The 25,930-nt window shown below is 55.8% G+C and carries 25 protein-coding genes, 1 tRNA gene, 1 pseudogene and 1 CRISPR repeat array (1 of these 28 cut by a window edge); of the genes and pseudogenes, 8 read left to right on the top strand and 19 right to left on the bottom strand.

What is annotated here, in order from left to right; translation table 11 throughout:
* Window positions 1–1,126: a CRISPR direct-repeat array (repeat unit 32 nt; unit sequence GTTTCAATCCACGCCCCCGTGCGGGGGGCGAC) (it extends 1,030 nt beyond the left edge of the window).
* 172 nt (window positions 1,127–1,298) lie between these two features.
* The 7 genes from cas2 to AOP6_RS03865 are packed head-to-tail and all read right to left on the bottom strand — an operon-like array spanning window position 1,299 to window position 8,757.
* A complete protein-coding gene (cas2, locus tag AOP6_RS03895) occupies window positions 1,299–1,589 on the bottom strand; it encodes a CRISPR-associated endonuclease Cas2 (RefSeq protein ID WP_155875317.1) in 291 nt (96 codons plus the stop codon).
* Window positions 1,590–1,592: 3 nt separating this feature from the next.
* Window positions 1,593–2,624, bottom strand: a complete 1,032-nt coding sequence (gene cas1c / locus AOP6_RS03890; RefSeq protein WP_155875316.1) for a type I-C CRISPR-associated endonuclease Cas1c — start codon at window positions 2,622–2,624, stop codon at window positions 1,593–1,595.
* Complete coding sequence (cas4, locus tag AOP6_RS03885) at window positions 2,569–3,240, bottom strand: CRISPR-associated protein Cas4 (RefSeq protein ID WP_155877636.1); 672 nt, start codon at window positions 3,238–3,240, stop codon at window positions 2,569–2,571. Before cas4 ends, cas1c begins: the two co-directional genes overlap by 56 nt.
* A gap of 2 nt (window positions 3,241–3,242) precedes the next feature.
* Window positions 3,243–4,103: a type I-C CRISPR-associated protein Cas7/Csd2 gene (cas7c, locus tag AOP6_RS03880; protein WP_155875315.1), complete on the bottom strand. Its 861-nt coding sequence runs from the start codon at window positions 4,101–4,103 to the stop codon at window positions 3,243–3,245.
* Window positions 4,104–4,106: 3 nt separating this feature from the next.
* A complete protein-coding gene (gene cas8c / locus AOP6_RS03875; RefSeq protein WP_155875314.1) occupies window positions 4,107–5,861 on the bottom strand; it encodes a type I-C CRISPR-associated protein Cas8c/Csd1 in 1,755 nt (584 codons plus the stop codon).
* On the bottom strand, window positions 5,858–6,523 hold the full coding sequence (gene cas5c / locus AOP6_RS03870) for a type I-C CRISPR-associated protein Cas5c (protein WP_155875313.1): 666 nt from the start codon (window positions 6,521–6,523) through the stop codon (window positions 5,858–5,860). The genes cas8c and cas5c overlap by 4 nt, the downstream gene beginning before the upstream one ends.
* Window positions 6,524–6,555: 32 nt before the next feature.
* Window positions 6,556–8,757: a CRISPR-associated endonuclease Cas3'' gene (locus AOP6_RS03865; RefSeq protein ID WP_213194745.1), complete on the bottom strand. Its 2,202-nt coding sequence runs from the start codon at window positions 8,755–8,757 to the stop codon at window positions 6,556–6,558.
* Window positions 8,758–9,730: 973 nt separating this feature from the next.
* Here AOP6_RS03865 and AOP6_RS03860 point away from each other — a divergent pair.
* Genes AOP6_RS03860 through AOP6_RS03850 form a run of 3 tightly spaced genes read left to right on the top strand, consistent with a single transcriptional unit; the run spans window position 9,731 to window position 10,581 of the window.
* Window positions 9,731–10,048: a hypothetical protein gene (locus AOP6_RS03860; protein WP_155875311.1), complete on the top strand. Its 318-nt coding sequence runs from the start codon at window positions 9,731–9,733 to the stop codon at window positions 10,046–10,048.
* A 28-nt stretch (window positions 10,049–10,076) separates the two neighbouring features.
* The gene (locus AOP6_RS03855) at window positions 10,077–10,406 is read left to right on the top strand and encodes a hypothetical protein (RefSeq protein ID WP_155875310.1); all 330 of its coding nucleotides are present in this window, start codon (window positions 10,077–10,079) and stop codon (window positions 10,404–10,406) included.
* The gene (locus AOP6_RS03850; RefSeq protein WP_155875309.1) at window positions 10,399–10,581 is read left to right on the top strand and encodes a hypothetical protein; all 183 of its coding nucleotides are present in this window, start codon (window positions 10,399–10,401) and stop codon (window positions 10,579–10,581) included. Before AOP6_RS03855 ends, AOP6_RS03850 begins: the two co-directional genes overlap by 8 nt.
* 190 nt (window positions 10,582–10,771) lie before the next feature.
* Here the strand turns inward: AOP6_RS03850 and AOP6_RS03845 are convergent.
* Window positions 10,772–11,448: pseudogene (locus AOP6_RS03845) on the bottom strand (IS1595 family transposase).
* Window positions 11,449–11,560: 112 nt separating this feature from the next.
* Between AOP6_RS03845 and AOP6_RS03840 the strand changes: the two are divergent.
* A complete protein-coding gene (locus AOP6_RS03840) occupies window positions 11,561–12,217 on the top strand; it encodes a hypothetical protein (RefSeq protein WP_155875307.1) in 657 nt (218 codons plus the stop codon).
* Between the two features lie 679 nt (window positions 12,218–12,896).
* On the opposite strand, the gene AOP6_RS03835 is transcribed toward AOP6_RS03840, so the two are convergent.
* From AOP6_RS03835 to AOP6_RS03815, 5 genes are all read right to left on the bottom strand, one after another.
* Window positions 12,897–12,973: transfer RNA gene (locus AOP6_RS03835), tRNA-Arg, on the bottom strand.
* Between the two features lie 76 nt (window positions 12,974–13,049).
* On the bottom strand, window positions 13,050–13,859 hold the full coding sequence (locus AOP6_RS03830) for a multiheme c-type cytochrome (protein ID WP_213194744.1): 810 nt from the start codon (window positions 13,857–13,859) through the stop codon (window positions 13,050–13,052).
* Window positions 13,856–14,953, bottom strand: a complete 1,098-nt coding sequence (locus AOP6_RS03825) for a cytochrome bc complex cytochrome b subunit (protein ID WP_155875305.1) — start codon at window positions 14,951–14,953, stop codon at window positions 13,856–13,858. Before AOP6_RS03825 ends, AOP6_RS03830 begins: the two co-directional genes overlap by 4 nt.
* 9 nt (window positions 14,954–14,962) lie before the next feature.
* Window positions 14,963–15,397, bottom strand: coding sequence for a ubiquinol-cytochrome c reductase iron-sulfur subunit (locus tag AOP6_RS03820; protein WP_155875304.1), 435 nt, complete (start codon window positions 15,395–15,397; stop codon window positions 14,963–14,965).
* A gap of 62 nt (window positions 15,398–15,459) precedes the next feature.
* Complete coding sequence (locus AOP6_RS03815; protein ID WP_155875303.1) at window positions 15,460–16,161, bottom strand: DUF1573 domain-containing protein; 702 nt, start codon at window positions 16,159–16,161, stop codon at window positions 15,460–15,462.
* A gap of 181 nt (window positions 16,162–16,342) precedes the next feature.
* Here AOP6_RS03815 and hpt point away from each other — a divergent pair, with 181 nt between their 5' ends.
* Window positions 16,343–16,870, top strand: a complete 528-nt coding sequence (hpt, locus tag AOP6_RS03810) for a hypoxanthine phosphoribosyltransferase (protein ID WP_155875302.1) — start codon at window positions 16,343–16,345, stop codon at window positions 16,868–16,870.
* Window positions 16,871–16,893: 23 nt separating this feature from the next.
* Window positions 16,894–18,357 carry a DUF3426 domain-containing protein gene (locus AOP6_RS03805; protein ID WP_155875301.1) on the top strand — a complete coding sequence of 488 codons (1,464 nt, stop codon included), beginning with the start codon at window positions 16,894–16,896 and terminating at the stop codon, window positions 18,355–18,357.
* A 71-nt stretch (window positions 18,358–18,428) separates the two neighbouring features.
* Here the strand turns inward: AOP6_RS03805 and AOP6_RS03800 are convergent, their stop codons facing one another.
* Both AOP6_RS03800 and AOP6_RS03795 read right to left on the bottom strand, forming a co-directional pair.
* Window positions 18,429–18,620: a twin-arginine translocase TatA/TatE family subunit gene (locus AOP6_RS03800; RefSeq protein WP_155875300.1), complete on the bottom strand. Its 192-nt coding sequence runs from the start codon at window positions 18,618–18,620 to the stop codon at window positions 18,429–18,431.
* Between the two features lie 90 nt (window positions 18,621–18,710).
* Window positions 18,711–18,881, bottom strand: coding sequence for a 4Fe-4S binding protein (locus AOP6_RS03795; RefSeq protein WP_155875299.1), 171 nt, complete (start codon window positions 18,879–18,881; stop codon window positions 18,711–18,713).
* A gap of 289 nt (window positions 18,882–19,170) precedes the next feature.
* Between AOP6_RS03795 and AOP6_RS03790 the strand changes: the two genes are divergently transcribed.
* Complete coding sequence (locus AOP6_RS03790; protein WP_155875298.1) at window positions 19,171–20,436, top strand: acetate kinase; 1,266 nt, start codon at window positions 19,171–19,173, stop codon at window positions 20,434–20,436.
* 95 nt (window positions 20,437–20,531) lie between these two features.
* On the opposite strand, the gene pta is transcribed toward AOP6_RS03790, so the two are convergent.
* Complete coding sequence (pta, locus tag AOP6_RS03785; protein WP_155875297.1) at window positions 20,532–21,533, bottom strand: phosphate acetyltransferase; 1,002 nt, start codon at window positions 21,531–21,533, stop codon at window positions 20,532–20,534.
* Window positions 21,534–21,670: 137 nt separating this feature from the next.
* Here pta and AOP6_RS03780 point away from each other — a divergent pair, with 137 nt between their 5' ends.
* On the top strand, window positions 21,671–22,645 hold the full coding sequence (locus AOP6_RS03780; RefSeq protein ID WP_155875296.1) for an energy transducer TonB: 975 nt from the start codon (window positions 21,671–21,673) through the stop codon (window positions 22,643–22,645).
* 26 nt (window positions 22,646–22,671) lie between these two features.
* Here AOP6_RS03780 and gcvPB read toward each other — a convergent pair whose 3' ends face one another.
* Genes gcvPB through gcvH form a run of 3 tightly spaced genes read right to left on the bottom strand, consistent with a single transcriptional unit; the run spans window position 22,672 to window position 25,903 of the window.
* Window positions 22,672–24,135, bottom strand: coding sequence for an aminomethyl-transferring glycine dehydrogenase subunit GcvPB (gene gcvPB, locus AOP6_RS03775; protein WP_155875295.1), 1,464 nt, complete (start codon window positions 24,133–24,135; stop codon window positions 22,672–22,674).
* Window positions 24,135–25,487: an aminomethyl-transferring glycine dehydrogenase subunit GcvPA gene (gene gcvPA / locus AOP6_RS03770; RefSeq protein ID WP_155875294.1), complete on the bottom strand. Its 1,353-nt coding sequence runs from the start codon at window positions 25,485–25,487 to the stop codon at window positions 24,135–24,137. Before gcvPA ends, gcvPB begins: the two co-directional genes overlap by 1 nt.
* A 29-nt stretch (window positions 25,488–25,516) precedes the next feature.
* The gene (gene gcvH, locus AOP6_RS03765) at window positions 25,517–25,903 is read right to left on the bottom strand and encodes a glycine cleavage system protein GcvH (protein ID WP_155875293.1); all 387 of its coding nucleotides are present in this window, start codon (window positions 25,901–25,903) and stop codon (window positions 25,517–25,519) included.
* Between the last annotated feature and the right edge of the window lie 27 nt (window positions 25,904–25,930).

Below are 25,930 nucleotides of genomic sequence, written 5' to 3'. Positions count from 1 at the left end.
TTCCAATTTTCCATTACTTTCTCCCTTCGAGTTGTTTCAATCCACGCCCCCGTGCGGGGGGCGACTTTGTGGGCTTCGATAGCAGCGTCGAGGTTATCGCAGTTTCAATCCACGCCCCCGTGCGGGGGGCGACTCCATCAGCAAGGGCACATCGAGTCTTGCGTCCTGTTTCAATCCACGCCCCCGTGCGGGGGGCGACAAACTCCGGTTAGTTTATTTATGCTGTTTTTTGAGTTTCAATCCACGCCCCCGTGCGGGGGGCGACTTTTATCCCTATGTCTGTTTCCATAGCGGAAAGCGGTTTCAATCCACGCCCCCGTGCGGGGGGCGACCTGGGGTAAATACAGGCTTGCCGTTTTCATCGAGTTTCAATCCACGCCCCCGTGCGGGGGGCGACCTTCAGGTCTGATAGCGGATGGGAGGTTGACCGTGTTTCAATCCACGCCCCCGTGCGGGGGGCGACCGAGTTATAATAAAGCTGCAATCCCTGAGTACCAGTTTCAATCCACGCCCCCGTGCGGGGGGCGACTTCCATACCTGATCGCAGTCTCATCAAGATCGGATAGTTTCAATCCACGCCCCCGTGCGGGGGGCGACGACTGCCGTGTTACAATTTGAGCAGGCAAGACTTGTTTCAATCCACGCCCCCGTGCGGGGGGCGACGTTATGTGTCTGACTTCCCGTTTGACTTTCAACAGTTTCAATCCACGCCCCCGTGCGGGGGGCGACTTCATCTTTCGAGCGCACCTACAAACCGGGGCTGAGTTTCAATCCACGCCCCCGTGCGGGGGGCGACCTGCTGAGTAACCTTCATCGTGTTAGCAACGGTCTGTTTCAATCCACGCCCCCGTGCGGGGGGCGACTCAGCACTGCAAGGATTGACTACATTTGGCGACGTTTCAATCCACGCCCCCGTGCGGGGGGCGACGGTCTACCTTGTCCTTTTCCGCTTGGTACGGTAAGTTTCAATCCACGCCCCCGTGCGGGGGGCGACAGCCCATTCCACTGCGCTCCGTTGACCAGGCAATGTTTCAATCCACGCCCCCGTGCGGGGGGCGACTTGACATATCTAGCCGTTTTAACAGCTTAAAACAGTTTCAATCCACGCCCCCGTGCGGGGGGCGACCGCATGCTGATAACAGCATGATTATGCATTGTTTCTTTTCGACCTTGTGCGAACCATTGCTAAAGTCATAAAAAAAAACACGTTTTAAATCGACCATTCAGATTTATCGATTACTTTCAAAGACTTCTGGCTACGCGAACCTCCCACACAAATCTCCACCGCTTGAGGTTCGCTAGATAATCAGCGGCCCCTCCTGATCCAGTGCTTGCTTGGCACCAATATGCTCTACGCGCTTCTGCCAGTTAGCCCCGAGAAAATAAAACCTCAAACTGTCCTGGTTCTCATCTATCACTTCTACAAGCTGCTGCCGCAAAAAAGTCCATTGTGCCGGGTCAACAAGACATTCGAACACGGAATACTGCACTCGTTGACCATGGTTCTGGCAAATCTTTGCAACTCGCCGCAACCTCCTGGCACCTGTGCGGTCGATGGTTGAAACATCGTAACTGACCAGCACCATCATGACTTATCTCCACACAAAGGGCGGATAGTCATCTATGTCGCCTCGCAGATAACGGGCCAGAAGTTGCGCCTGCGCGTGCACCAGCATCCCGATCGGTATTTTTTCTTGCAAGAAAGGATGGTCAATTTCTTCCTGTTTACGCTTCTGGTACGCAACCAATACAGCTTTGCGGGTGTCGTCATCCATCAAGACTGCACCCGATTCGGTAATTGTGAAGCCTTTCTTTTTAACTTGGCCCAAATTAATCAATGACAGAACCATCCTATCAGCAAGCATCGGACGGAACTCTTCCATCAAGTCGAGAGCCAACCCAAGTCGCCCCGGCCTGTCCCGGTGCAAATAACCAACCGCTGGATCGAGCCCTACAGTTTCCAGCGCAGAACGGGCATCGTGATGAAGAAGGCTGTACGTAAATGAGAGCAGGCAATTGACCCGGTCGAGGGGCGGACGTCGATTGCGTCCGGCAAAGATAAAATCTTCCTTTTGAGCAACAATCAGGTGGTCGAACTGTTCAAAATAATCCCGTGCGGTGCGGCCCTCGATGCCACGGACGCTGTCCAAACCCTCTTCCTGAAGCAATCGTTTGGTGTAATGCGCCAACGTCTTACATGTCTGTTCCATGCCAGCTGCTGCAACTTTGTCCGAATGGTCACGCAGGGCTCGATGGATGTTACGCCGGGCATTGGCCACCTTACCGAGAACAAACATTCGTGCCAGTCGAGCCGAAGACTGATCGCAATCCGCCCGACGATACTGCTCGCGCCGCAGCAACACATTGCCCGACACAGCCCCCTGCACTCTCGCAAGAAACTTACCGTATTCGGTCATGAAGCTGACAGAGACATCGTTTTCTGCACAGTGTCCAAGCAAATATGGACTACAGCTAACCTGGCCAAAACAGACGATGGAGCTCAGGGTATGAATCGGCAAGCGTAGGCGGGTTTCCCGCTCCACCTTGACGACTACAGTTTCACCTTCTTTATGTAGGTAGGCGCCCTGGGCCGTCACATACAGGGTGTTTAGCATTTTCCTCATCAATCCCCCTCACCATACCGGAAAGGTAACGACGCACCGATCGTGCCCTTGCACAGCTTTTCGGCAAACAGACACTCAATAGCGAACAGGAGTCACATTTTTTGTCATACTGCGCCGTTGGCGTTCGCCCCGAGTCAATCATCTGTCGGGTTTTCTGGATGATATCCATTGTCAGATGACGCAAATCTTCGTCAAAATCGACCGACCTGCGCCGGCGTTTCTGGCCATAAAACAGGGCGCCTCTTGCAATAGTGACATTCAGCATCTCTTCAAGGCACAGTGCCTGCGCACAGAGCTGAACCTCATCGCAACGGTCGGCTTTCGGTCGGCCGCGTTTGTATTCCACCGGGAAGACGCTGCCATCGGGATAAAACTCCACCACATCGGCCTTGCCACTTAATCCATACCTCTGCGAGCAGATCGGCAGGGAGCGCACAATACGCACGTCTCCCTGCCACTCGCTCTTTTTGCTGTCAGCCCTTTCGTGTAGCACCTTGCCTTCCGCAGTAAAGCGGTTCTCTGTCCATTGTTGCTCGATGTGGATCAGTGCACACTGGCGCGGACAGAATTGGTAATGCTGCAGGGCCGAGAGCATGATGTAGTCGGATTCGGGGATCATTACAACTTCTCAATAATTTCCACCCCGGCTGGCGCTGGCTCGACCGTCACATCGTAATCCTTGAACGACCGCGGCGGCCCCTCGGTGTTGGCATTGCGCTTGATGTCGATAAGGTCGAAGAGCTTGTGGGCGGGGGCGTTGCCTAGCTTGTCCTGATGCTTGAAGACGAACAGTTTCTGGCTGCTCATCATTCCCCGAGCGGCGGAACGGTCATGCTCGAACATATTGGCCAATGCGTTCCAGAGCAGTTCGAGGTCTTCGTCGGTGAAGCCCGTCTTCTCGGCCAGCGGCGCGGAAATAAACCCCTGTGCGACGTACAAACCGTAGGGGACGATGTGTTTGCGCCCCATGGTGCGCTCTTTTTCCAAATCCTTTTCATTGGTGACCGCCATGCGGGTGATGCTGACCTCTTGTGACAAGATCGGCTCGACGCTCCTGGCAAAAGCCATCTGCACCGGCCCACGCACCTGCCCGCAGTTGACCTCGGTGGTCATAACCGCGCCGAAGCTGCGGATGTCGTAAAAATTGGCGCACATCCATCCGGTAACCTTCTGCGCGTCCTCGATTTTTTTCGGCAACTTCTTGGCTTCGGACTTGAGCTCGCAGGCCTTGTAGGCCATTTCGTGGGCCTGGTTGAGGACCGCCTTTTCCTGCACGTAAATGTTGAAACCCTCGGCCCCCTCCTTGGCAAGGGCGACATGGTTGCGGATCTTGCGCTTCAGACAAACATCGGTCACAAGGCCGTGGCCGGTTTCGGGGTCGACGCGCGGCATGTTGCCTGCGTCGGGGTCACCGTTGGGGTTGCCGTTCTGGACATCGAACAACAGAGCGAATTCGTAACGGTTGGCGATTGCGGTCATCGTTTATCCCTCCTGAGTTTTCTTAGTATAGAAATCTTTACGTTGATGGTAGTAGCCGATCATGAACAGCCCCTGCTCTTCGGCCTTCATGGTCTTGGGAAAATCCGTGAAGTTCGCGGCGATGTCCTGGGTCATGACATCGTAATGAAACGCCCGCCCTTTTTTTTCAGGGTCTTTCTTCAGTTTTGCGATATGGTTGGCCAAGTTTTTCAGAAGCAGGTGAAACACCTGCCCCGGCGTGGCGGCAGCGGCTGCCAAATAGTGATCCTTGATCGTGGCGTTTGCTCCGGGGACCGCCTCTTCCTGGGCTTTTTCCAGCACGGCGAAGAGCCGGCCCAGCAGATAGGGACGATCGGTTCTGCTCTGATCGAGAGACACGGGAACCTCCATTCGTTTATTGCGCATTAAGTAGGCTTTGATCAAAGCGGCGCGGAAATAAGTGACATTGTGCTCGGCACGGATGCGGTCAAGTACGACGGACAACAGGTTCTGCGGGTAGGGCGTCCCGGCCAGCATGGCCCGGGTCAGGCCGCCGGCGAGCACCGGCGAGATATTCTCCGACTTGCCGAGGGTTGCGGTCTGCACCAGCAAGCGCCACAGGGGAGGAAACTCCGGCTCGCTGTCGAACTGCCGCACGATATTGATTTGCCGGTAATGCCGACCGACCTTTTCCAGCAGTTCGCCCAGGCTATTTTCCTGCCAGAAGCGGATCGACAGCCGCGCGGCGTTGGGTGCCAGACCGAGGATGTAAAAACTTACGTCCTCATTCAACTCGGGCATGAAATCGGTCGGCTTGCGCCCGTCGCGGATAGCCTTAAGCAGGCCGTGAATATCCTGAGTGGTTTTCTGGTCGTCCTGCTCCGCCGGTTCTTCCGCATTTTGCTGCGGCGGATCGAACAAGTCGGCGAGAAAGCCTTCGGCTGCGGTCGCTTTTTTCGCCCAGAACACATAGGTGGTGTCGCCGATGACGATCTTCTGGCGACTGTCGCCGGTCAGCAATGCGTTAAGCGCGGTGGTGTAGGCGAAGGCCGAGGTTTCGGCGACCGAGGCCTTGTCCTGCTGGTAGGAGACGAAAGCCGTGGCGTTGAAGGAGACGATATAGCCGCCGGAGGTCTGCCCGCCCCGCACCCCTTTGATCGGCGTGTGGATGCGTGCCAAGGGGACATCTTCCTCGCCGGTAATCAGGCACTGCCCGGAAGGGGCGTCAGAATCTTTCTGCCCGTAGGCCAGCCATTGTTGCTGAATCAACGGTCGGTCATGGATAAATCCGGGCACGCCGTCAAGGCGAAAAACCAGATTGGCACTGGCAACCTCCTCCCATGACTCTTGCAAGCGGGTTACTACTCCCTCGCTTTTTCCACAATCCCACTGCTGCAAAAAATTTCTGACCGCCAGAAAACCGCTGTCCTCGATATCCTTACCGACCTCCAACAGCAATTCATTGAAGGCATCGAAGCGTTCGCGATTCTTCTTCGTCGGCCCCTCGGCATCGGCACCAAATACGTAAGTTGCCTTATCCCAGAGGAAATTGGCCTTGACCCCCGATGTTCTGGTCACCGCTGCCGGCACCGGCATTTTGCGCGGTCGTTTGGCCTTGCCTCTTTCGGCCCGCAAATCCTCGATCGCCTTGAGCGAACCATCTTCGCCGAGCACCAAGGCAAAGGAGATATTCTCAATGCTGGTGCCGTAGCCAGGCATCGCGGCGTCGGGTTCGCCCATCATCCGCTCATAATAACCGTTCAGTGCATGCAGCATCATGCGCGCACCTCCCCTGCCAGCGGCGACGGGGGCGAGATAATGCCGTTGTCCATCTGTGCCCGGAAAAAGAGCGGTGTCATCTCGTTGCCGAAGTCGATATCGAGAAGCATGTAGCCGAGATCCTTGTTCTGGCCGGCATAGCAAGAGGCGGGAATTTCGTCATCGATCAACTCGAAATTGGCAGGAAACTCCCGGCAGCCCAGAGCGGGCTGGTGGAAAAACTGCCCCTTTGACGCCCGCCGCCGGAAGATGTCGAGGTGCTTCCCCTCGTTGTCCTCGGCGCCGGCCTTGTCGGTCAGCTCGAAATGCGCCTCGATGACGTACTCGACGTCGCGCAGCAGGGTTGAGGCGCGCTGCTGGCGGTTGCTGCCGTCGTCGACCAGAAAATAGAGCGGCTTCTTGTCCCGCATCGCGGTGGCGGGATTCGGCTTGGGGATTTTGGAGCTGACTTCATTGCGCCGAATGTTGTCGAACTTGATCGGCTTGAGCACGTGGATCTTGTCGATCACCCAACGAATCGCAGGTTTCCAGTGGATCGCCTCCAGAATCCCACGTGCTGCCGAAGGGGTCATGACGTCGTACGAAACGCGTTCGACCTTCATTTCTGGGCGGGTGAAGCAGGCATAATCACCCCAGACCCGTAGTTTGATGCCATACGCCATAGGCTTCCTCCTTGATTGCTGAATCAACTCGATTAACAGATCAGGTCTTCCGATTCCCAAACCTCCCCCCTGTCGACACACAAACCAACATCATCGCGATAGGCTGCAAAATTCCGAAGAACTGGGAATTTGCCGTCAATAACCTCCAGCGCACCAGATACATCCAATTCACGGTATTCCTTTGTCCTCACAGCCACGCTGTATTGCTGCAGCTTGCGCAGAATTGTCCCGGAATGTTCGGCGTAATATAACCGACACACAAGGGCCTCGGCTTCCGGCTCTTGCGGGATAATCACACCGATGCTTTCGTCCTCGATAAATCGGAAGTCCTGCGCAACCTCGCGGAATGGAAAATAGAGTTCCGGGGTGAGATGCGGATTCAGGCGCCGGACAATCTTTTTTTTATCCAGCTCCTCCACATCGTAGACTAGTTCGAAATAGCGTCGCATCGGGGCCAGTCCAAGCGGATCGCACCCCGGGTGACTGCGCAGCGTCTCTTCGGCACGCGTGGCGCAACGCTTGAGCCAGGGCATGCGAGGCGGCTTTTCAGGCGCATACACGTACACCCGCCCGAGTTGCCCAATATCATTCAGCCGACCCTCGCGATTGCAGCGCCCAGCAGCCTGGGCGATGGAATCGAGCCCGGCCATGGCGCGGTAAACCACGGGAAAATCGAGATCGACCCCGGCTTCAACCAAGGAAGTGGAAATGACGCGACAGGGGAGCTTCGGCTCGGTTCTGAGACGGATGCGAATATGGTCAAGCACTCGCCTTCGATGCTCAGGATACATGTTGGTCGAGAGATGATAGACGCCATCCTCACCCTTTAGCTGTTCGAACTGGGTGCGAGCCTGAGTCTTGGTGGAGACGATGCACAGCACCTGCTTTTCGGCGGCGATTCGGCGGGCCAATTCGTCATCCGCCAAAGTCCCGACAAATTCCACTTTGGTCCGGGAGAGGGCCTCGTAATACCGCTGCGGTTCGTCGATGATTTCACGGATCTCAGGCAGGGCGGCGCGTACGCTGTTCTGGTCGTCAAGCGCCGGCTGGGTAGCGGTGCAGAGCACCACCGAGCAGCCGTAATGCTCGACCAGTTCACGCAGTGATAGCAGACAGGGTTCAAGATATTCGGTTGGAATTGCTTGGGCCTCGTCGAGAACGATTACGCTGCCCGCAATGTTGTGCAGCTTGCGACAGCGCGACGGCTTGTTTCCGAACAGCGATTCGAAAAACTGGAGGTTGGTCGTCACCACCAGGGGCGCTTCCCAATTCTCCACCGCCAGCCCGCGCCGACGGTCGTAGGCGGACTCTTCAGGATCATCTGTCTCCTTGTAATTGCAGTGATGTTCCAGAACCGCCTCGCGGCCGAGGATCTGCTGAAAGACGGCAGCGTTCTGCTCGATGATTGATGTGAACGGGATGGCATAAATGATCCTCCGCTGCGCATTGGCAGCGGCGTGGTCCAACGCGAAAGAGAGAGAAGAGAGGGTCTTGCCGCCACCGGTCGGCACGGTCAAGGAGAAGATCTGCGGCGGCAGCACGGCCTTGGCGCGAACCTGGGTCAGAATCTCGCGGCGCTGCAGGTTGACCTGGGTCGGTGCGGCGTGTTCTAGCAACTCGGCTAGATGCGAGTCCAAGAGAGACTTCAGGTGGGGAATCTGCTGGGGATCGGTTTCCGGCCGATCTGCTTTTTTCTCCGGTGTGCAAAAAGCCTCGGTGTCGAGAAAATCGGCATCAACCAAGCAAGAGAAAATCATCCGGGTGAAGAAGGCCAAGCTAAAACCGGGATGATCTTTCGGATTCAGCCGAAACGGTGTAAGTAATTCCTTTTTGTCGTCGAGACCTGGTGGCGTTGTAATTTCTTCGGAAATTTTTCCGTTTTTGAGTTTGTAATGGAGTTCTCTTTCCTGGGGGCCACCGTCGGGCAAGCCGCCGTGATGACCTGCGATCACGTAGGAGAGAAGCAGCCCCAGCCTCCCGGCGGATTCTAGTGCAAGTCGCGCCCCAAAGGTTGAGTGATCGACACGCTCCGGATTTCCCTCCAACCGTCGTTGAAAGGCTGTTGTCGCTTTCCCAGCATCGTGCAGTAGGCCTGCCATGCGCCCCCATTCACCAGCATCAAAAACAGATGCTAGTTTTTCGGCAATCCTTGCAACATTATGCAAGTGTTCGCTTAGAAGCTGCCACTCAGATTTGTCTTTAGAATCTGTCGAATGTGCATAAAAAATGGTCACATCGTACCCCGCAAGCCCTCCTAAGTTTAGATTTCCCAACGAATTTATATTTACACTTCCCCTTGATATCCCAATTATCTATCTATAGAAGATGAGATATTTTGAACCCGCCCTGCGGTGGGACAAGAGACCTGCGACGGAAAGTGCTACAAAAAACAAGATTCATAAGTTTTAACACTCAGACCCTATACGAATTGAATTTTGACGTCTATCAGGGATTTCCTGATATTTGAATTAAATTTTACTCACAACAATTAAAGCAACCGGTAAATTCCTAGGGAACACCACAGAAGGTAAATAGAACTCTAACTTACTGAATTGATAATTGCTGACTAGTAGGAGACATCACCGGAAGCACCCTACCTGCAGTGGCCTAACTAGAAATTTGAGAAGTGGATGGGGTGCAGCAGGCCATTAAAAAAATCCATATCACTTAAGGACTATTGCTCCATTGAGCACTTTTTGAGATCTTTGGCAGTCTTTTTCTGAGCTCAGCTAGTTCGCCCCTATCTAGAGGGAATCCTCGCAGAGACGAGGCTTAGTCGACCTCTTCCATACGCTCTCAGATCAAGTTACACATTCATACTAGGGTATAAGGCTGTCATTGAGAACCCATCTAACCAACCCGAAGCAAACCTTAATGTCTCATTTTGTGAAGGCAACCGGTGGTCATGAGCTACCAGAAGGTCTCCTCGAAGCGCTAGCGAACCCGCTGACTTACCCGATAACCCTGGTGCCTGGAGATCCAGTTATCGATAGCTGCCTGTTTTTTCCCAAAATGAGGTGCGCCCCCCCTAAAACTTTCAACCAACTTGCTTTGCCAAATTGCGGCTACTCTCTAGGCCAGGAGAAACCACAAAAAGTCATGAAACAATTTGAGAAAGTAGCGAAAAGGTCGTTTTTCGGCCCTTTTTCGTGCAATTTTGGCCCCAGAAATCGTGCCAGAATGTCCCCACAAAACAAAGGAGGACACATGGCAGATTTCACCTTTTCAAGCCTCTCAGATCACTATCCACCTTTCATCGAGCGGAGCCAAATCAGTACCTATTTCGCGTGGCTCACACCCCGTGGAATGAGAAATTTTGACAGCGCAGGCAAGGGTCCAGAAAGATTAAAGGTAGGGAAAACAGTAATTTATCCGACTGACAAACTATTGGCTTGGCTGGATGATCGTGCAAAATCTCCATCAACCAATGTAGCTAAACCCAGCACGGATGATCCACCCGAAAGACAGCCAACGGCTAAACGGGGCCGCCCCAGGAAAAAAGCCCACACGGCCAAGGCCACCTAAATAATTGAGGGGTAGAAAAATCAACTCTTTGTCCCTCAAAATGAAGAAAAAGAAGCAGACCAGAGTGGCAGGTGTGTTATACACCATTAACATACACGGACCTATCACTGGAAAAAGCTATGTCTCATTGATCCCAATACTTTTTCCTCAGGCGGCCATAAGCGCCCTTAAAAAGCAGTTTGGAGAAGAAAGCGTTTTAAAACCGTCATCCCTAATAAACCCGGCCTTTTTGGAGACGGAAAAACACCAGAACACCATTATAAGGCAGTCCCCGAATTCAACAGGAGCGAAGAACTTTCGCGCTCTTGTTGAAGAGTTTTTGGCGGTAGTTGATATGGAGGAAAAGGCCTGTGGCTGAAAAGCATTGGCTGGATGAACACCTCGATAATCTATTCGGAGAGGGCCCTATCGACCCTGACACTTTCTCCTCAAAGGATTTGGAGCGAGATAGACGTATCAGGGAAAATATTCAAAAAATAAATTCGCCGAGAGGTGGTATTTTAAATAAAAATGAAGAAAAAAAGACCCCTTGAGTAGACCCCTGGGCCGCCACCGGTGGCCCCCGTAGACCCCATTAGTAGCAACCCTAGCCCCCCTGAGTGGACCCCCTCTAAGGCAATAGAAAAAGGTTTTGTCCCTGTCCTTGACGAGGCATCTTATACTCGGGCGATTAGTTTATTTAGGGGGTCCGCACAGAAAAAAATAATAAAATATGGGTCATGACTAGAACAGCGGATGCATACGGACAATATTGAGGATGATCCGGTAGAGGTTCTGGTCACGAAAGTTAAAACGAAATTCGCACTCCTTGAGGTGTAAGTAGAAGGTTGCTTTACTCATACCTCTGAACCTGGTGAGCCGGGATTTAGCGAATCCCCAGAAGCCTTCAATGCCGTTGATATGGGTCTTGCCCCTGGCAAATTCATTTCGGCCATGATCGACACGCAGATGCTTACCGTAACCAACATCGACAAGGCCATTGTATCCACGCCAGCCATCTGAGTAAATAACGCTTTCAGGCGCTACCTTGCCTCGGATAATCGCTTGCAGTGTGGCTTTAGAACAGTCAGGGACGATCTCAGTATAGACTTTCCCATTGCGTTTAAAGACACCAAAGACGATGGTTTTTCCATAAGCACCACGCCCACGTTTCCCCTTGGTCCGGCGGGCGCCAAAGAAGGATTCATCAACTTCAACCTCTCCTGAAAGAGGTGACTGTTGTTCACAAAATTCCGCTAATCGTTCCCTAATCGCCCGGAGAAAACGATTGACGGTATTACGGTTCAGCCCAGTCAATTCAGCAATCTGGGTGGCCTCTAAATTGAGGGCAAAAAGCTTCACCAGTTCACGAAATTTGGCTTCTGAAATGAACGATTTGCGTACTTGTTTTTCATTGTCATGACAACAGGTTAGCATAGTTTTATTACACCTGTTCTAGTCATGACCCTAAAATATTTACAAAGAGCCAACCAAAGGATTCTCTTCACATCTACAACGGAAATAGCTGAATAATTGGATATTTCCAAAGGCATGGTAAAAAAAAAACTGCCCCAGTTACAAGAAGCAGGTATCATTTTGGCTGGCGAACAAGCCTACGATAAACAGAAAAGGAAACACGGACAAAAAATCATTTTTTGTGGCCCTATTGATGAGGAAAAAAATACCAGTACCCCCCCAGAGTGGCAGCCACTATCCCCCTCTAAGAGAGATAGATCTTTAGAAGATAAAAATCTATCTATCTTAGATCCGCTCGTCGAAAAACTACTGTCTTGGACCGACGAACAAATGCAGGAGTGGTATCCCCACCTCTTTGGGGAAGGTTTTCAAAGCTCTCAAATTCATCAGATTGTAAACGACCTGCATACGCGTTGTCGATCTCTCGATCTCATCATTAAATCCCTGGATTATGCCGAATGGGAACTTGCTCACGGAAAGATGGTGGACAAAGAGGGGAGGGTTGTGGGAAAGCCGGCCTCGTATCTCTTCACCAGCCTGAAACAGCAGGGACATTATCGCCGGCCGCAAGGGTATGTGGACCCGCTAGAAAAGGCCCTTGAGGAAGAAAAAAGGCGCCAGGAAGATCTATTGAAGCAGCGCGAAGCCATCGAAGAGAAGGTTTTTCAAGGCTGGCTTGATTCCCTGTCCGACAAAGACAAGGAAAAATTGTAAAAAGAAAGGATGGCCAAAGCCTATCCTGAACCAGCCTCTATTTTCTTGCGGGCTAAATGGAAAGAGGTTGACGGCAAGTGCGGAAGTGTACCTGAAATCCCGTAAAGTCAGTCGGGCCTGTCCTGCGGGACATTAGGTATAGCCCTGAACGGGATATCAGGTACACCCTGCGGATCGCAATAAAAGCCTCAAAAAAATGTACCTGATATCCCGCAGGAGATAGAGAGTTTATTACCTGCATGTTGCATGAACCCTATTGACGGGATATCAGGTACACCATCACGGGCTGATTGCTCAATTCAAGCGCAAATGTACCTGATATCCCATCTGTATCCACAAAGAGCGATTTACGGGATATCAGGTACCAGCGAAGACTGCTACGGGATATTAGGTACTCGCTGCGCTTTCTAATAAAGGCGGTTAAATCTTTTTATGTAAAGAGCTGTTGTCCCAGTCGAACACTCTCCGGTTGGACCGCACATTAAAGAAATTCCTGACAGGCTTCCGGGAGAGGGTGATGGCTCGGGGACAAAACGGGGACAGTTTCTAAAATGACACAAAATGATCCAATAAAATTTACGGGGACAAAACGGGGACACTGAATTGTCCCCACCAAGGTTTTACACACAAAAAAAGGACTTCCAACAGTCTTTCAACCATCAGAAATCCCTTGAATTTTTGGCGCGCGATACAAGATTCGAACTTGTGACCTTTGGCTCCGGAGGCCAACGCTCTATCCAGCTGAGCTAATCGCGCATGGGCTGTCCTATATAAACCATCTCCTGGCGAATTGCAACCGCATTCTTGCGCTCGGGCGGTTCAGTGGCGCGCTTCACTCTTCCTCTTCGTAGGTCTTGCGAATCAACAGCAGCACGAACCCGGCCAGGACAAAAAAGCCGACGACGATGGCGCCGTAGACCTTGCGGCTTGCCAACTCGTCGAGAATGGCATCGACCTGCCGACGCATCTGGCGCAGGGTGTCCCTGAATTTTTCCGTCTCGGCGTTTATTTTCAGCAGATCGACGCTGTGAAAGAGCCGGTGATACTCGTTGCGCAGCGAGAACAGCGACTTCTGCAGGGTGTCAATGGCCACCCCCTGGCGATGCAGCAGATCCAATTCTTTTTCCAGTTCGACGATTTCATGGTCGGTATCCGCCAGAGCGCTGCGAATTTCGCCTGCCCGCTCATATCCGTGGCATTGCCCGCAGGCCTGGGGATTGATGAGGTCGAGACTGGCTTTTTTAACGGGGTGGGCAGCATGGCAGGTCACACACTGGGGGCCTGCACTGTTGGGTGCTTTGCCATGAGCGCTGGCGAGGTAGTCTTCGAGCACGCCGATATGGCAACGTCCGCAGAAGTCGGCAATCTGCTCAGGGGCCGGCACTCCGATAAATCCCCTTTCGGGGCTCATCGCCATCGGGGCATCCGTGGGGTCGCCGCCGTGGCAATGGTGGCAGGAGACGCCCTGTTCGGCGTGGATACTCTGACGCCATTGGGGCACAGGCTGACCGAGGCTTCCGGCCTGACCGCTGTGACATTGCAAACAGACGGTCGCTTGCGCTGGATTCGTTACGGCAGCCGCTGAGACCGCTGTCAACGGAAAGGTCAGCACCCCCAGAAGCAGAAGAACCGTTATTCTCATGAGTAGTGCCCCCATAGGGAAATGGCTGCAAACAGGAGCAGTCCGAGGACAAAACAGGTGACAAAGATGGGCCTTTGGGCAGGCCGGCGTTCCGTCCCCCTGTCGATGAAAGGCAGCAGCGCAATAAAGGTCATGGCGGCCCCCTGGGCGGCCAGCCCCATGAATTCACTTGGAAAGATTTTCATGGTCTGATAGGCCCACAAAAAATACCACTCGGGCTTGATACCGGGGGGCGTCACAAAGGGATCGGCTGGTGTAAAGGCGGTCGGCGGGATAAACAGGTGGGGCGCAAAAAATGTCAGAGCCATAAAGACGGCAAAGACAAAGGCGTTGACCGCCAGATCCTTGGTGATGATGTTGGGAAAGAAGGGAATATCGCCGGCAGCGGCATCCGGTGGCGGATTGCCTGCGGTTGATCCCTGACTACTTGATGCGAAGGGAGGGGTCGAAATGCCGACCCGCCGGATACAAAAGAGATGAAATCCGATGAGAAGGGCCAGGAGCAGGGGCAGGCCGATGACATGCAGGACAAAGAATCGTCCCAGCGTGGCCTCTGAAACCATGGTGCCGCCCCGCAGTATGTTCACCAGTGCCTCCCCCACAAAGGGCACGGCTCCTGCCACATCGGTGGCGACGGTGGTCGCCCAGAAGGACAACTGGCTCCAGGGCAGGAGATAGCCGGTCAGACACAGGCCGAAGGTCAGGTTGAGAAGGATGAATCCGGAAAGCCAGTTGAGTTCCCGCGGTTTTTTGTAGCTCCCCATGAAGAGAACGGAGAGCATGTGCAGCAGCAGGACGATGACGATCACATTGGAGCCGACGACGTGCAGATAGCGGAACAGCCAGCCGAAGGGCACTTCGTTCATGATCCGGTGGACACTGTCATAGGCCAAGTCCGCGTGCGGCACGTAGTAAATCAGCAGCAGCATGCCGCTGACGACCTGGACGGCAAAGAGCGTCAGCAGAACAGACCCCAGCGCGTACCAGACATTGATTTGCCGCGGCACCAGGTAGCCAGTCAGGTTGGCTCGGATGAGCTCGCGGATACCCAGCCGGGCATCCAGAAAATCGACCATCCCCGCAAGGAGACGCATGGTTTACTCCTATCCGATGAGAAGCTGTTCCCCGGAAAGGGTCACAGGCAGCGACACGAGGGGCTTTGGTGGGGGACCGCCCAGGACGGCACCCGCTGGAGAAAAACGGCCGGCGTGACAGGGGCAGACAAATTCCTGTTGCTGGGGCTTCCACTGCACGACGCAACCGAGGTGGGTGCAGATGGCTGAAAAAGCGGTAAATTCGCCAGGCGCCATCTGCATGACAACGGCGGTGCCGCCACGATAACTGAAAAACAGGACACCGCCAACTTCGACGCTGCCCCGGTCAAGGGCGACCCGTCCATCGTTTCCGTCCTGCTTGAGGGGCGTCAAAAATCGCAGCAGAGGCCAACCGGCCAGAAATGCCAGGGCGGCGCCGATGGCCGCCAGCACCACGGTGAGAAAGAATCGTCGTTGGGTGGAAGAAACGGACTGGTTTTCCATAGATTCTCCCTCACTTTTATCGATACCGGCAGGTGAGTCCTCGTCTTCTGTCCCATGGACCCTCAAGGCTGGGCCTTGCCCATGACGGAAAAACTGACGGGAACCTTCACCACGGGAGTGTAGGAGCTGTTGGTGGACATAACGACATAGCCCTTGCGTTTGACGGCGCCTTCCCCAGGCGCCACGGCAATATGCAGTGTCACGGATTCACCGGCCAACAACATCTTGCTGGAGAGGGTGGCCTGCACATCCTGCAGATCGGTCTGGATATCCTCGATTAAAATATTCTGCGGACCAACATTGCCGATAACAATAGCGGCCTCGCCGACGGCGCCGGACTCCAGCGCACCCAGGTCAACCCTGGTGGGCTCAAGCACGAGTTCGGGCGTCACCTGGCCGCGCAGATAGAACTGGGCGACCCGATGGCGCGGATCATTCGTATAGACGTAGACTGTTTTGACAACCGGACCACGGAAGCGGGTCGAATCGAAGGTCACCCGCAGTTGGGCTGATTGCCCGGGCTGAATCTGGTAATCGGACAGCAGGGCCGCCGTGCAGCCGCAGGAGCTCCGGATCTTCTCGACGAGCAGAGGCCCATCACCGGTATTTTCGAGTCGAAAGCTATGCTCCAGCTGCTGCCCCTGATAAATCTCACCAAAACGGAAATCGGTGGATTCCGCCAGTAGTCGTGGCTCTTGCGCCAGCGCAACGCCGGGTAAAAGAAAAATCAGCAGAAATCCGGCCCAAAACCCATTGATCTGCATCCATCAACCTCCTTTAAACGGAAAAAATTCCCCCACAAGGGGAAAAACATCTGCTCTATCTTACCATATTCGCCAAAGCTGCCCGTAAACCTATTGAAATATACCGAATAAATTGACACAAATTCGTTATCTTGCTATAGAATACAGCTTTGCTTCACCATCCCTTTTTTCAGGAAATCACATGGAAAAACCCACTCTGACAGTGCTCTATTCGAAGGATTATATCACCGAACAGGTCAAACGCCTGGGAGAAGAAATCAGCCGTGACTATGCCCAGGAAGAGGTCCTGCTGGTCGGTGTGCTTAAGGGATCCTTCCTTTTCTTCGCCGACCTGGTCAGAGAAATCACCGCTCAGGTCGTGGTCGATTTCGTGCGCCTGGCGAGCTACGGGTCCGACACCCAGTCTTCCGGTATCGTGGAGATGCGCAAAGACCTGGAAGAGCCCATAAAAGGGCGCCATGTCGTTATCGTGGAGGATATTGTCGACAGCGGCTTCACCCTTCAGTCCCTTTACAATCGTCTGCTGCTGCGCGACCCCAAGTCCCTCAAAATATGTACTCTCATCGACAAAAAAGCACGCCGCGAAGTGGATATCGACGCGGATTATACCGGCATCACCATGGAAGATGGCTTTATTGTCGGTTATGGCCTCGATTTCGATGAAAAGTATCGCAACCTTCCAGACATCTATCTGGTAGAAGGCGTCTGACAAGCCCTATAGGAGAGGAACGCATGATCATCCAATGCTCCGAGTGCCAGGCCCGGTTCAAACTCGCGGACGAAAAAATCAAAGCCGAAGGCACGAAAGTCCGCTGTTCGAAATGCCGGCACATTTTTACCGTTTACCCCCCCGAATCTGAAGAAACGTCCATGCCGGCTGAAACGGAAGAGTCTTTCACGGCATCCCCACCGGAACCGGAACAACCGAGCGGCCCAAAACTCGACATCGACTTCAGCGCCTTTGAAACCAGTGACGACGAGGACGCGGAAGGAACCGATGCAGGTACGCCTGCCTCTTCCTTCGATGAATTTTCTTTTGGCGAGGAGACAGAGGACGAGAAGGATGAGGTGCCTTTTTCCTTCGGCGACACCGAGGACACCTCACGGGATGATGATGACCAGGACGACACCACGGAACCTTCGGCAGAGAACGATGGCGAGGAGGACGATTTTTTTGGCAGTCTGACGGATGAAAGCGCCCTGAGCGAGAAAGATTCGGCCGAAGACTTTGACTTCGGCACCGAGGCGACAGAGGACGATTTCGGGTTCACGGACGCCTCTCCATCTGAAACGGAAGATTTCTTTGCTACCGATGCGGACGAAAAACCGGGTGAGATCGCCTCCCCTTTTGAAGACAGTTTTTCCGAGACCCGGGACGATGATTTCTCCTGGGATGAAACCCCTGCCGAGAGCGGCCCCAGTGATTTCGAATTTGAGGAATCCGCCACCACCCCCTCCTTGAACCAGCCCTTCGAGGAAGAGGGTCTTGCCGACAATAGCACGACCGAGTCGAGCTTTCTTTTTGGCGAGCCGGAGTCGGCAGAAGAGACTGCCACCGCAGTTCCCACGCCGAGGGCAACACCCGAAAAATCCCCTGCCAAGGGCTCCCAAAAGGCAGACAAGGCCCGCAAAAAGTCAGGCGGAAAATCCCGCAAGAGCCCATGGCGTGGCCTCATCCTTTTTGTACTCGTCCTTCTTCTCGGCTTGAGCGCCGCCGGGGGGTACCTCTTTTACAAACAGGGGAATCTGGATATTTCCACCATACTGACCCAGTTGACGGGCCAGCCCCCCCAAGCACAGCCGGCCGGGCAGATCCAGATCACCGATCTCACCAGCGCCTTTGTCAGCAACCGTGAGGCCGGGGAACTCTTTGTCATTCACGGCCAGGCAGTCAACCAGTTCAAGGAAGTTCGCTCGGCGATTGCCGTCAAGGGCGTTCTCTACAACCCGAACGGTAAAGCCCTGCTGCAACAGACAGTCTTCTGCGGCAATCGCCTGACGACAACAGAACTGCAGGAATGGCCTTTTGACAAAATCGAAGAAGCCATGAACAATCAGTTCGGCGACTCCCTCTCCAACCTCAACGTCGCTCCCGGTGCCCGCATTCCCTTCACCATCGTCTTCAAGAACCTGCCGAGCGACCTGAGCGAGTTCACGGTCGAAATGGCCGACTCAAAACCCGGCTCCAAGCAGTAATCGCTTCGATACCAACGAAAAAAGCCGCACGATGTGCGGCTTTTTTCGTTGAAGCGTCCAGACTGAGTATCCTACTTCGGCTCCTCGTCTTTATCCTTGCGATCAGGACTGACATCTATTTCATCTGCTTCCTGGGTGGCCTTCTTGAAGTTGCGGATGCCCTTGCCCAAGGCGCCGCCGATTTCGGGCAACTTGCCGGCACCGAAAATCACCAGCACCAGCACGAGAATGATGACAAGCTCCGTAGCGCCCAGTCCGAACATACGCACCTCCCGTTCACCAAGGAAAAAACACCAGGGGATTCGCTGAAAAAATCAGGGGCGGCCCGAGAGCCGCCCCTTGGTACGGGTCGATCAGGGAGCGTTGATCGCGTCGACGGGGCAGGTGTCGACACAGGCGCCGCAATCAGTGCAGGTAGCTGCATCGATGACGCGAGCGTCACCCTGCTCGCTGATGGCGTCAACGGGGCAAGCGGGTTCGCAAGCACCGCAGTTGATACACTCGTCAGTAATGGTGTGAGCCAAAGGAATCACCTCCTTTTCCTGTTTATTGTCCGTTCATCGGGAATATATACACCAGTTCCCCCCCCCGTGTCCACCCCCAAAGAGGGGCGAAAATGAAACAAAGTTCTTGCAATCCGAACAGTGTTGCTATAGTCTTCTAGAACATTTTTACCGGCCATCCTGTGGCCCAAGCGCGCGATTTCATTACAGACAATTTTTATTCTAAACAAACTTTTTCAGCCATATAAAACAATATTTTGAAAATTCAGCTTGTTTTCTATTCACCAAATCCGAGGAGGACATTCGCTGCATGGATATACTCGCTCTGAACTGCGGCAGTTCATCGCTCAAATACCAGCTCTTTGACTGGGAGCGCAAAGAAGTCATCGCCAAGGGCATGGTCGAACGCGTCACCATCGGGGACTCCTTTATCGTTCACGAAGTCCCCGGGCGGGAAACCTACCGGGAGGAGTATGAGTGCCCCGATCACAAAGTGGCCATGCACCTTATCATCAAAACCCTGACGGACAAGACCCATGGAGTGGTCAGCGACCTCAACAAGATCTCCGCTGTCGGGCACCGGGTCGTCCACGGCGGCGAAAAGTTCACCCGCTCGGTGCGCATCGACGACGAAGTTCTGAACGCCATCAAGGACGTGCAGCATCTGGCCCCATTGCACAATCCGCCCAACATCGCCGGCATCGAAGCCGCCCAGGCCGTGCTGCCCAACGTGCCCCACGTCGCCATTTTCGACACCGCCTTCCACCAGACCATGCCGCAGCACGCCTACATCTATCCCCTCCCTTTCGAGTGGTATGAAAAGTACGGCGTACGCCGCTACGGATTTCACGGCACCAGCCACCTCTATGTCTCCAAGCGGGCGGCGGTCATGCTCGACAAGGACCCCGAGGATTGCAATATCATTACCATGCACATCGGCAACGGCGTCTCCCATTGCGCCATCAAGGGGGGCGTCTCTGTCGACACCAGCATGGGCCTGACCCCTCTGGAAGGGGCCGTCATGGGAACGCGTTGCGGCGACATCGATCCTGCCATCCCGGCCTTCATCATGGATCAGGAGGGCTTCAACCCCCGGGAGATCGACTCGATTCTCAACAAGAAGAGCGGGATCTACGGCATCACCGGCCAGTTCACCGACCGCCGCGACGTCATCGAAGGTGTTGAAAAGGGCGATGAGCGCTGCCAGCTGGCCCTGGAAATCGAAGCCTACCGTCTCAAGAAGTATATCGGCACCTATGCCGCCGCCATTGGCGGTCTCGATGCCGTTGTCTTCACGGCCGGCGTCGGCGAGATGGCCTGGCTCATTCGTGAAAAAGCCCTGGAAGGCCTTGAGTTCATGGGGATCAGCCTCGACAAGGAGAAGAACCGTAACACCATGACACGCAAACGGGAGACGGTGATCACCAAACCCGATTCCAGGGTCAAGGTGTTCGTCATCCCCACCGACGAAGAGCTTGTCTTTACCGAGGACGTGGTGGGCATTCTCGAAGGAACCTACACCGACCACATGCAGTTCTCCTACTCCTTCGCCAGCAGCGACTTTCAGCGCAAGTAGACATATAACGATTTCTCAGTTTTCACGCAAAAAGGCCGACGGTTTGAAATCCGCCGGCCTTTTTGCGTTGATAACTCTCGGTCGGGTCTACTGTATCAACCCTGGGCCTGCACCGCCGTGATGGCGGCGACGCTGATGATGTCTTCCACGGAGCAGCCGCGGGAAAGATCGTTCACCGGCTTGGCCAGCCCCTGGATGATGGGGCCGACCGCTTCGGCGCCGGCAATCCTCTCCACCAGCTTGTAGCCGATATTGCCGGCATCGAGATCGGGGAAAATGAGGGTGTTGGCTTTGCCGGCCACTGGAGAGCCGGGCGCCTTCTTCTCCCCGACCTTGGGCAACAGTGCCGCATCGGCCTGCAGCTCTCCATCGATCTGCAGCGAGGGATCGAGTTTTTTAGCCAGCTCCAGAGCCTTGAGCACCTTGTCGATATCCTGGTGGCTGGCGCTGCCCTTGGTGGAGAAGGACAGCATGCCGACACGGGCATCCACGCCGAGGAAACTCTTGCAGCTTTTGGCCGTGGCCACGGCGATATCGGCCAGGGCTTCGGCATCGGGATTGGGATTGACGGCGCAGTCGGCAAAGAGCAGGACGCCGTTTTCGCCGAAAGCGGTATTTTTGGTCACCATGAGAAAGACGGAGGAGACGGTCTTCATCCCCGGCGAGGTGCCGATCACCTGAAATGCGGCGCGCAACACATCGCCCGTGGTGTTAAAGGCCCCGGCCACGGCGCCACCGGCATCCCCTTTGCGCACCATCATGGCACCGAAATAGAGGTTGTCGTCTGCAGTCAAGAGCGCTTTCGCCTCTTCACGGCTCAGGCCCTTTTTCTTGCGCAGCTCGACCAGCTCATCCACGTACGCTTCCAGCTGCGGTGCCGTCTTGGGATCGAGACAGGTGACTCCTTCCAGCGAAGCCTTGAGATCACGGGCCCTGGCCGTGAGCGTGGCGGGTTGGCCCAAAAGCACAACCTTGGCCAGCCCGTCCTTGACAATCTGGCCGGCGGCCTGAATCATGCGATCATCGTATCCTTCCGGCAAAACAACGGTCTGCACATTCTGCCGGGCTTTCGCTTTAATCTGATCGACCAAATGCATAAGAGGTTCCTCCTTCAAAACAGAGTTTTATTAAAGCCCCATTTTATACCCGAAGCTCCCCGCCAAGGTCAACCCTTTTCCCCGTACCGAGCAGCTTCCTCTCGTGGAATGATCGCTGGCCTCCTTCGGCTCTCTTCATGTATACTGTCCTGACACCATTTACCATTAACGACATCGTTGCCTTTATGCAATTCAGCCGCAACCAGGATCCGATGATCCTGGTCTTCATTATACTGTCTCTGCTGGTGCACCTGCTGCTGCTTTTTTTGGTGCCGCAGCGCACCCTCTTCCCTCCCCCCGAGGCCGACACGCCCCTGGTTGTGGAAATGCGCCCGCCGGAGCCCAGAGAGCCGGCGCGCGAGCGTGAGCTCGACGCGCCTGTCGTCACCCCGTCGGAACAGCCACGACAGACCCCCGCCAAACGTCTCGGCCCCGCTGACCAGGAAGTGGAACGGGAAACGGCTCCCAAAGGCGACTTTATCGAAGACCGGGCCCCCAGCGCCCCACCGGCGCCGCCGACACCGAGGCAGCCTCCTTCACCGACGCCCCCGGCACCCGAACCACCCACCGACCAACCCTCGGCCAAAACCGGCATCGAGGCCCGGCCTGGCACCTCCGGGCCACAAAAAACGGCGCCGGAACAGGCGACGGAACTTCCAGACAAAAAAGCCCTGATGGCGGCCCTCAATCAGGCCGCCGCCAAAAGCGCCAACCAGTATCTGCAGGAATGGCGGAGCAAGTACCGGGAGGACGTGGTCGAAGGCGAAGCGGTCTGGCTGGACATGGAAAACGACCTGCTGAATTCTTTTTTCAGCCGCTTCCGCGATAGAATCTATTTAGTCTGGAACTATCCGGCCCGCGCCGCCGAACGGGGCGAGCAGGGACGCTGCCTGCTGCAGGTCACGGTCAACAAGGACGGCACCTTGGAAGAAGTCGTACTTAAAGAGAGTTCCGGCTATCCGCTCCTAGACCAGGAGGCCATCGACGCCGTGCACAAGGCTGCTCCTTACGGCGCTCTTTCCCGCTACTACGAGAAAGAGACTCTGACCATCTTCGTTGTCTTCCAGTACCATCTGACCAGCTTCTCTTCCCGCCCCGGCGACATCCTATAGAAAAAGGCCCTTGCGGGCCCCTTTCTTCAGTCTGATTTTTCCCATTTCAGCTTGGGCCGCCGCGCCGCCGTCGTTTCATCCAACCGGCCGATGCGCGTGCGGCCAGGAGCGGCGGTGAGCAAGGCTGGATTCTCCCGAGCCTCACGGGCGATGGCCAGCATCGCCTCGCAGAATTCGTCGAGAGTTTCGAGGCTCTCCGTCTCCGTCGGCTCGATCATGATGGCGCCTTTGACCACGAGGGGAAAGTAGATGGTGGGCGGATGGTAGCCGTAGTCGATGAGACGCTTGGCCAGATCGAGGGTGTGGCAGCCGCCCTCCAGGTTTTTATCGGAGAAGACGACCTCGTGCAGGGACCGCCCGCGGTAGGGGAGATGATAGACCTCCTGCAGACGGGCCCGCACGTAATTGGCGTTGAGCACGGCCATGTGCGCCACCCGCTGCAGCCCGTCGGCGCCCATGCTGCGAATATAGGCATAGGCCTTGACGAGAACGCCGAAATGACCGTGGAAAGCTTTGACCCGGCCAACGGAGTGGTCAGGGTCTTTAAGCACAAAACCCTCGGCCTTCTTGTCGACAACAGGTGCGGGCAGAAAGGGGGCGAGCTTGGCGCAGACCCCCACCGGGCCGGCGCCGGGGCCACCGCCACCATGGGGGGTGGCGAATGTCTTGTGCAGATTGAAGTGCATGACATCGATGCCCATGTCCCCCGGACGCGCCATACCAAGCAGGGCATTGAGGTTGGCGCCGTCGCAGTAGACCAGCCCCCCCTTGGCATGCACGATACGGCAGATTTCGGCGATATCCGACTCGAAAAGGCCGAGGGTATTGGGATTGGTCACCATGAGCGCGGCGACGTCCTCGGACATCTGCTCTGCCACGGCCGCGGCACTGAGGCGGCCGTCGGCTCCGGAGGCAACGGGACTGACCTCGTAACCGCAGAGGGCAGCCGAGGCAGGATTGGTGCCATGAGCCGTATCGGGAATGAGTACCCGGTGGCGCTTCTCGCCCCGGGATTCATGCCAGGCGCGGATGACCAGCATGCCGGCAAACTCCCCCTGGGCACCGGCCGCTGGTTGCAGGGACAGGGCCGGGAAGCCGGAAATTTCCGCCAACGCCTGCTGCAGCTCGTACATCAGTTCGAGCGCTCCCTGGCAGAGCGCTGCCGGCGTATGCGGATGGGTAGCGGCAAAACCCGGCAGACGCGCGGCCACCTCGTTGACTTTGGGATTGTACTTCATGGTGCAGCTGCCCAAGGGATAAAAGCCCGAGTCGACCCCGTAGTTCCAGGTGGAGAGACGGGTAAAGTGGCGCACCACATCGACTTCCGACAGCTCGGGCATGCCACCAACCTCGTCGCGGGTCAGACCCGCCGGCAGGGTCGCCTCCTCCACGTCCAAGGCCGGCAGGGTATAGCCCTGACGACCCGGATCGGAATGTTCAAAGAGCAGCTTTTCGTTGAGGACAAGCCCCGTGGTTCCCAGACTCTCCATCAGGCACCTCCTGCCAGGGCGGCTACCAGCGCGTCGATCTGCGCACGGCTGTTCTGTTCGGTCACACAGACCAGCAGACAATCATCCATCCCTTCGTACCAGGGCGCCAGGGCGATGCCCCCCAGGATGTCCTGCCCCGCCAGGCGGTCAAGCAGCGACTGGGTCTTGCCGGGGACCTTCACCACGAATTCGTTGAAGACCGGCCCGGTAAAGGGGAGGGAGAAACCCGGCAGCGCCGCGAGCTGCCGGCGAGCGTAGGCGGCCTTCGACAGGTTGTGACAGGCCAGTTCACGGATCCCCTTCTTGCCCAGCAGGGCGAGCCAGATGGTGGCGGTCAGCGCACACAGACCCTGGTTTGAACAGATGTTGGAAGTGGCCTTTTCCCGGCGGATATGCTGCTCACGGGTGGACAGGGTCAACACATAACCCCGCCGCCCCTGGGCATCCACGGTCTCGCCGACCAGGCGGCCGGGCATGGAGCGCAGATCCTGCTGGCGGCAGGCGAAGAAACCAAGAGACGGACCACCGAAGGAGAGAGGGATGCCGAAGCTCTGCCCTTCACCGACGACGAGGTCGGCCCCCAGCTCGCCGGGAGACTTGAGCAGCCCGAGGGCAACCGGCTCCTGTACGGCGACGACCAGGCGGGCGCCCACGGCATGGGCCGCCCCCGCCAGGCCCGCCACATCTTCAATCACGCCGAAGAAGTTGGGATAGCCGGTTACCAGCGCTGCCGTCTCGCCATCGAGCAGATCATGGAGTGCCTGAGACGAGGTCTTTCCCGTCTCATCCCAGGGCACCTCCACCAAGTCCACGTCGAGGCACTGACAGTAGGTGCGCACCGTCTCCCGGTAGTGGGGGTGAAGAGACTGGCACATCAGCACCCGCCGGCGGCGGGTGGCCCGCATGGCCATGAGGACCGCCTCGGCGCAGGCGGAAGCGCCGTCGTACATGGAGGCGTTGGCCACGTCCATCCCGGTCAGCTGACAGATCATGGTCTGAAACTCGAAGATGGCCTGCAGGGTGCCCTGGCTGATTTCCGGCTGGTAAGGGGTGTAGGCGGTGGTGAATTCACTGCGGGAGACCAGATAATCGACCACGGCGGGGAGAAAGTGATTGTAGGCGCCGCCGCCGAGAAAGCTCACATGGCTCTCCACCGTGGCATTTTTGCCGGCCAGGCGCTTCATGTCCCGCAGAAGGTCGCTTTCGGCCAGAGGAGCCGGCAGCTCGAGGGAGCGCCGCAGGCGGACCTCGCCGGGAATCTCTTCAAACAGCGCGTCCACCGTCGGGACGCCGACAGTGGACAGCATCTGCCGGACGTCCTCGTCGGTGTGGGGAATATAAGGATGGCTCATGGGCGCTCTCTCCGTGCTCCGTTGTGCGTCTATTCTTCCTCCTCGACAAAAGCCTGGTAGGCGTCGGCATCCATCAGGTCAGCCAGGTCAGCCGGGTCATTGATGCGCACCTTGATCATCCAGCCGTCCTCGTAGGGCGAGGTGTTGATCAGCTCCGGGGTATCGGGCAGTTCTTCGTTGATCTCCACCACTTCCCCGGAAACAGGGGCATAGATGTCGGAAACGGCCTTGACCGACTCGACCACGCCGAAGGACTTGCCGGCCACCACGTCGGCGCCAACCTCCGGCAGTTCGACGAAGACCACATCCCCCAGGCTGTCCTGGGCAAAATCGGTGATGCCGATAGTGATGATCGTGTCCTCGACCAGGACCCACTCGTGTTCCTCGGTGTACTTGAGCTCCTCGGGAAATTCCATCGTTCGTCCTCCTTTTTTGGATGAAGC

It is taken from the genome of Desulfuromonas sp. AOP6 (assembly GCF_009731355.2).
Taxonomy (GTDB): Bacteria; Desulfobacterota; Desulfuromonadia; order Desulfuromonadales; family SZUA-540; genus SZUA-540.
Note: the sequence above shows the minus strand (reverse complement) of the source record. Positions and strands in the feature narration are given on the sequence as shown.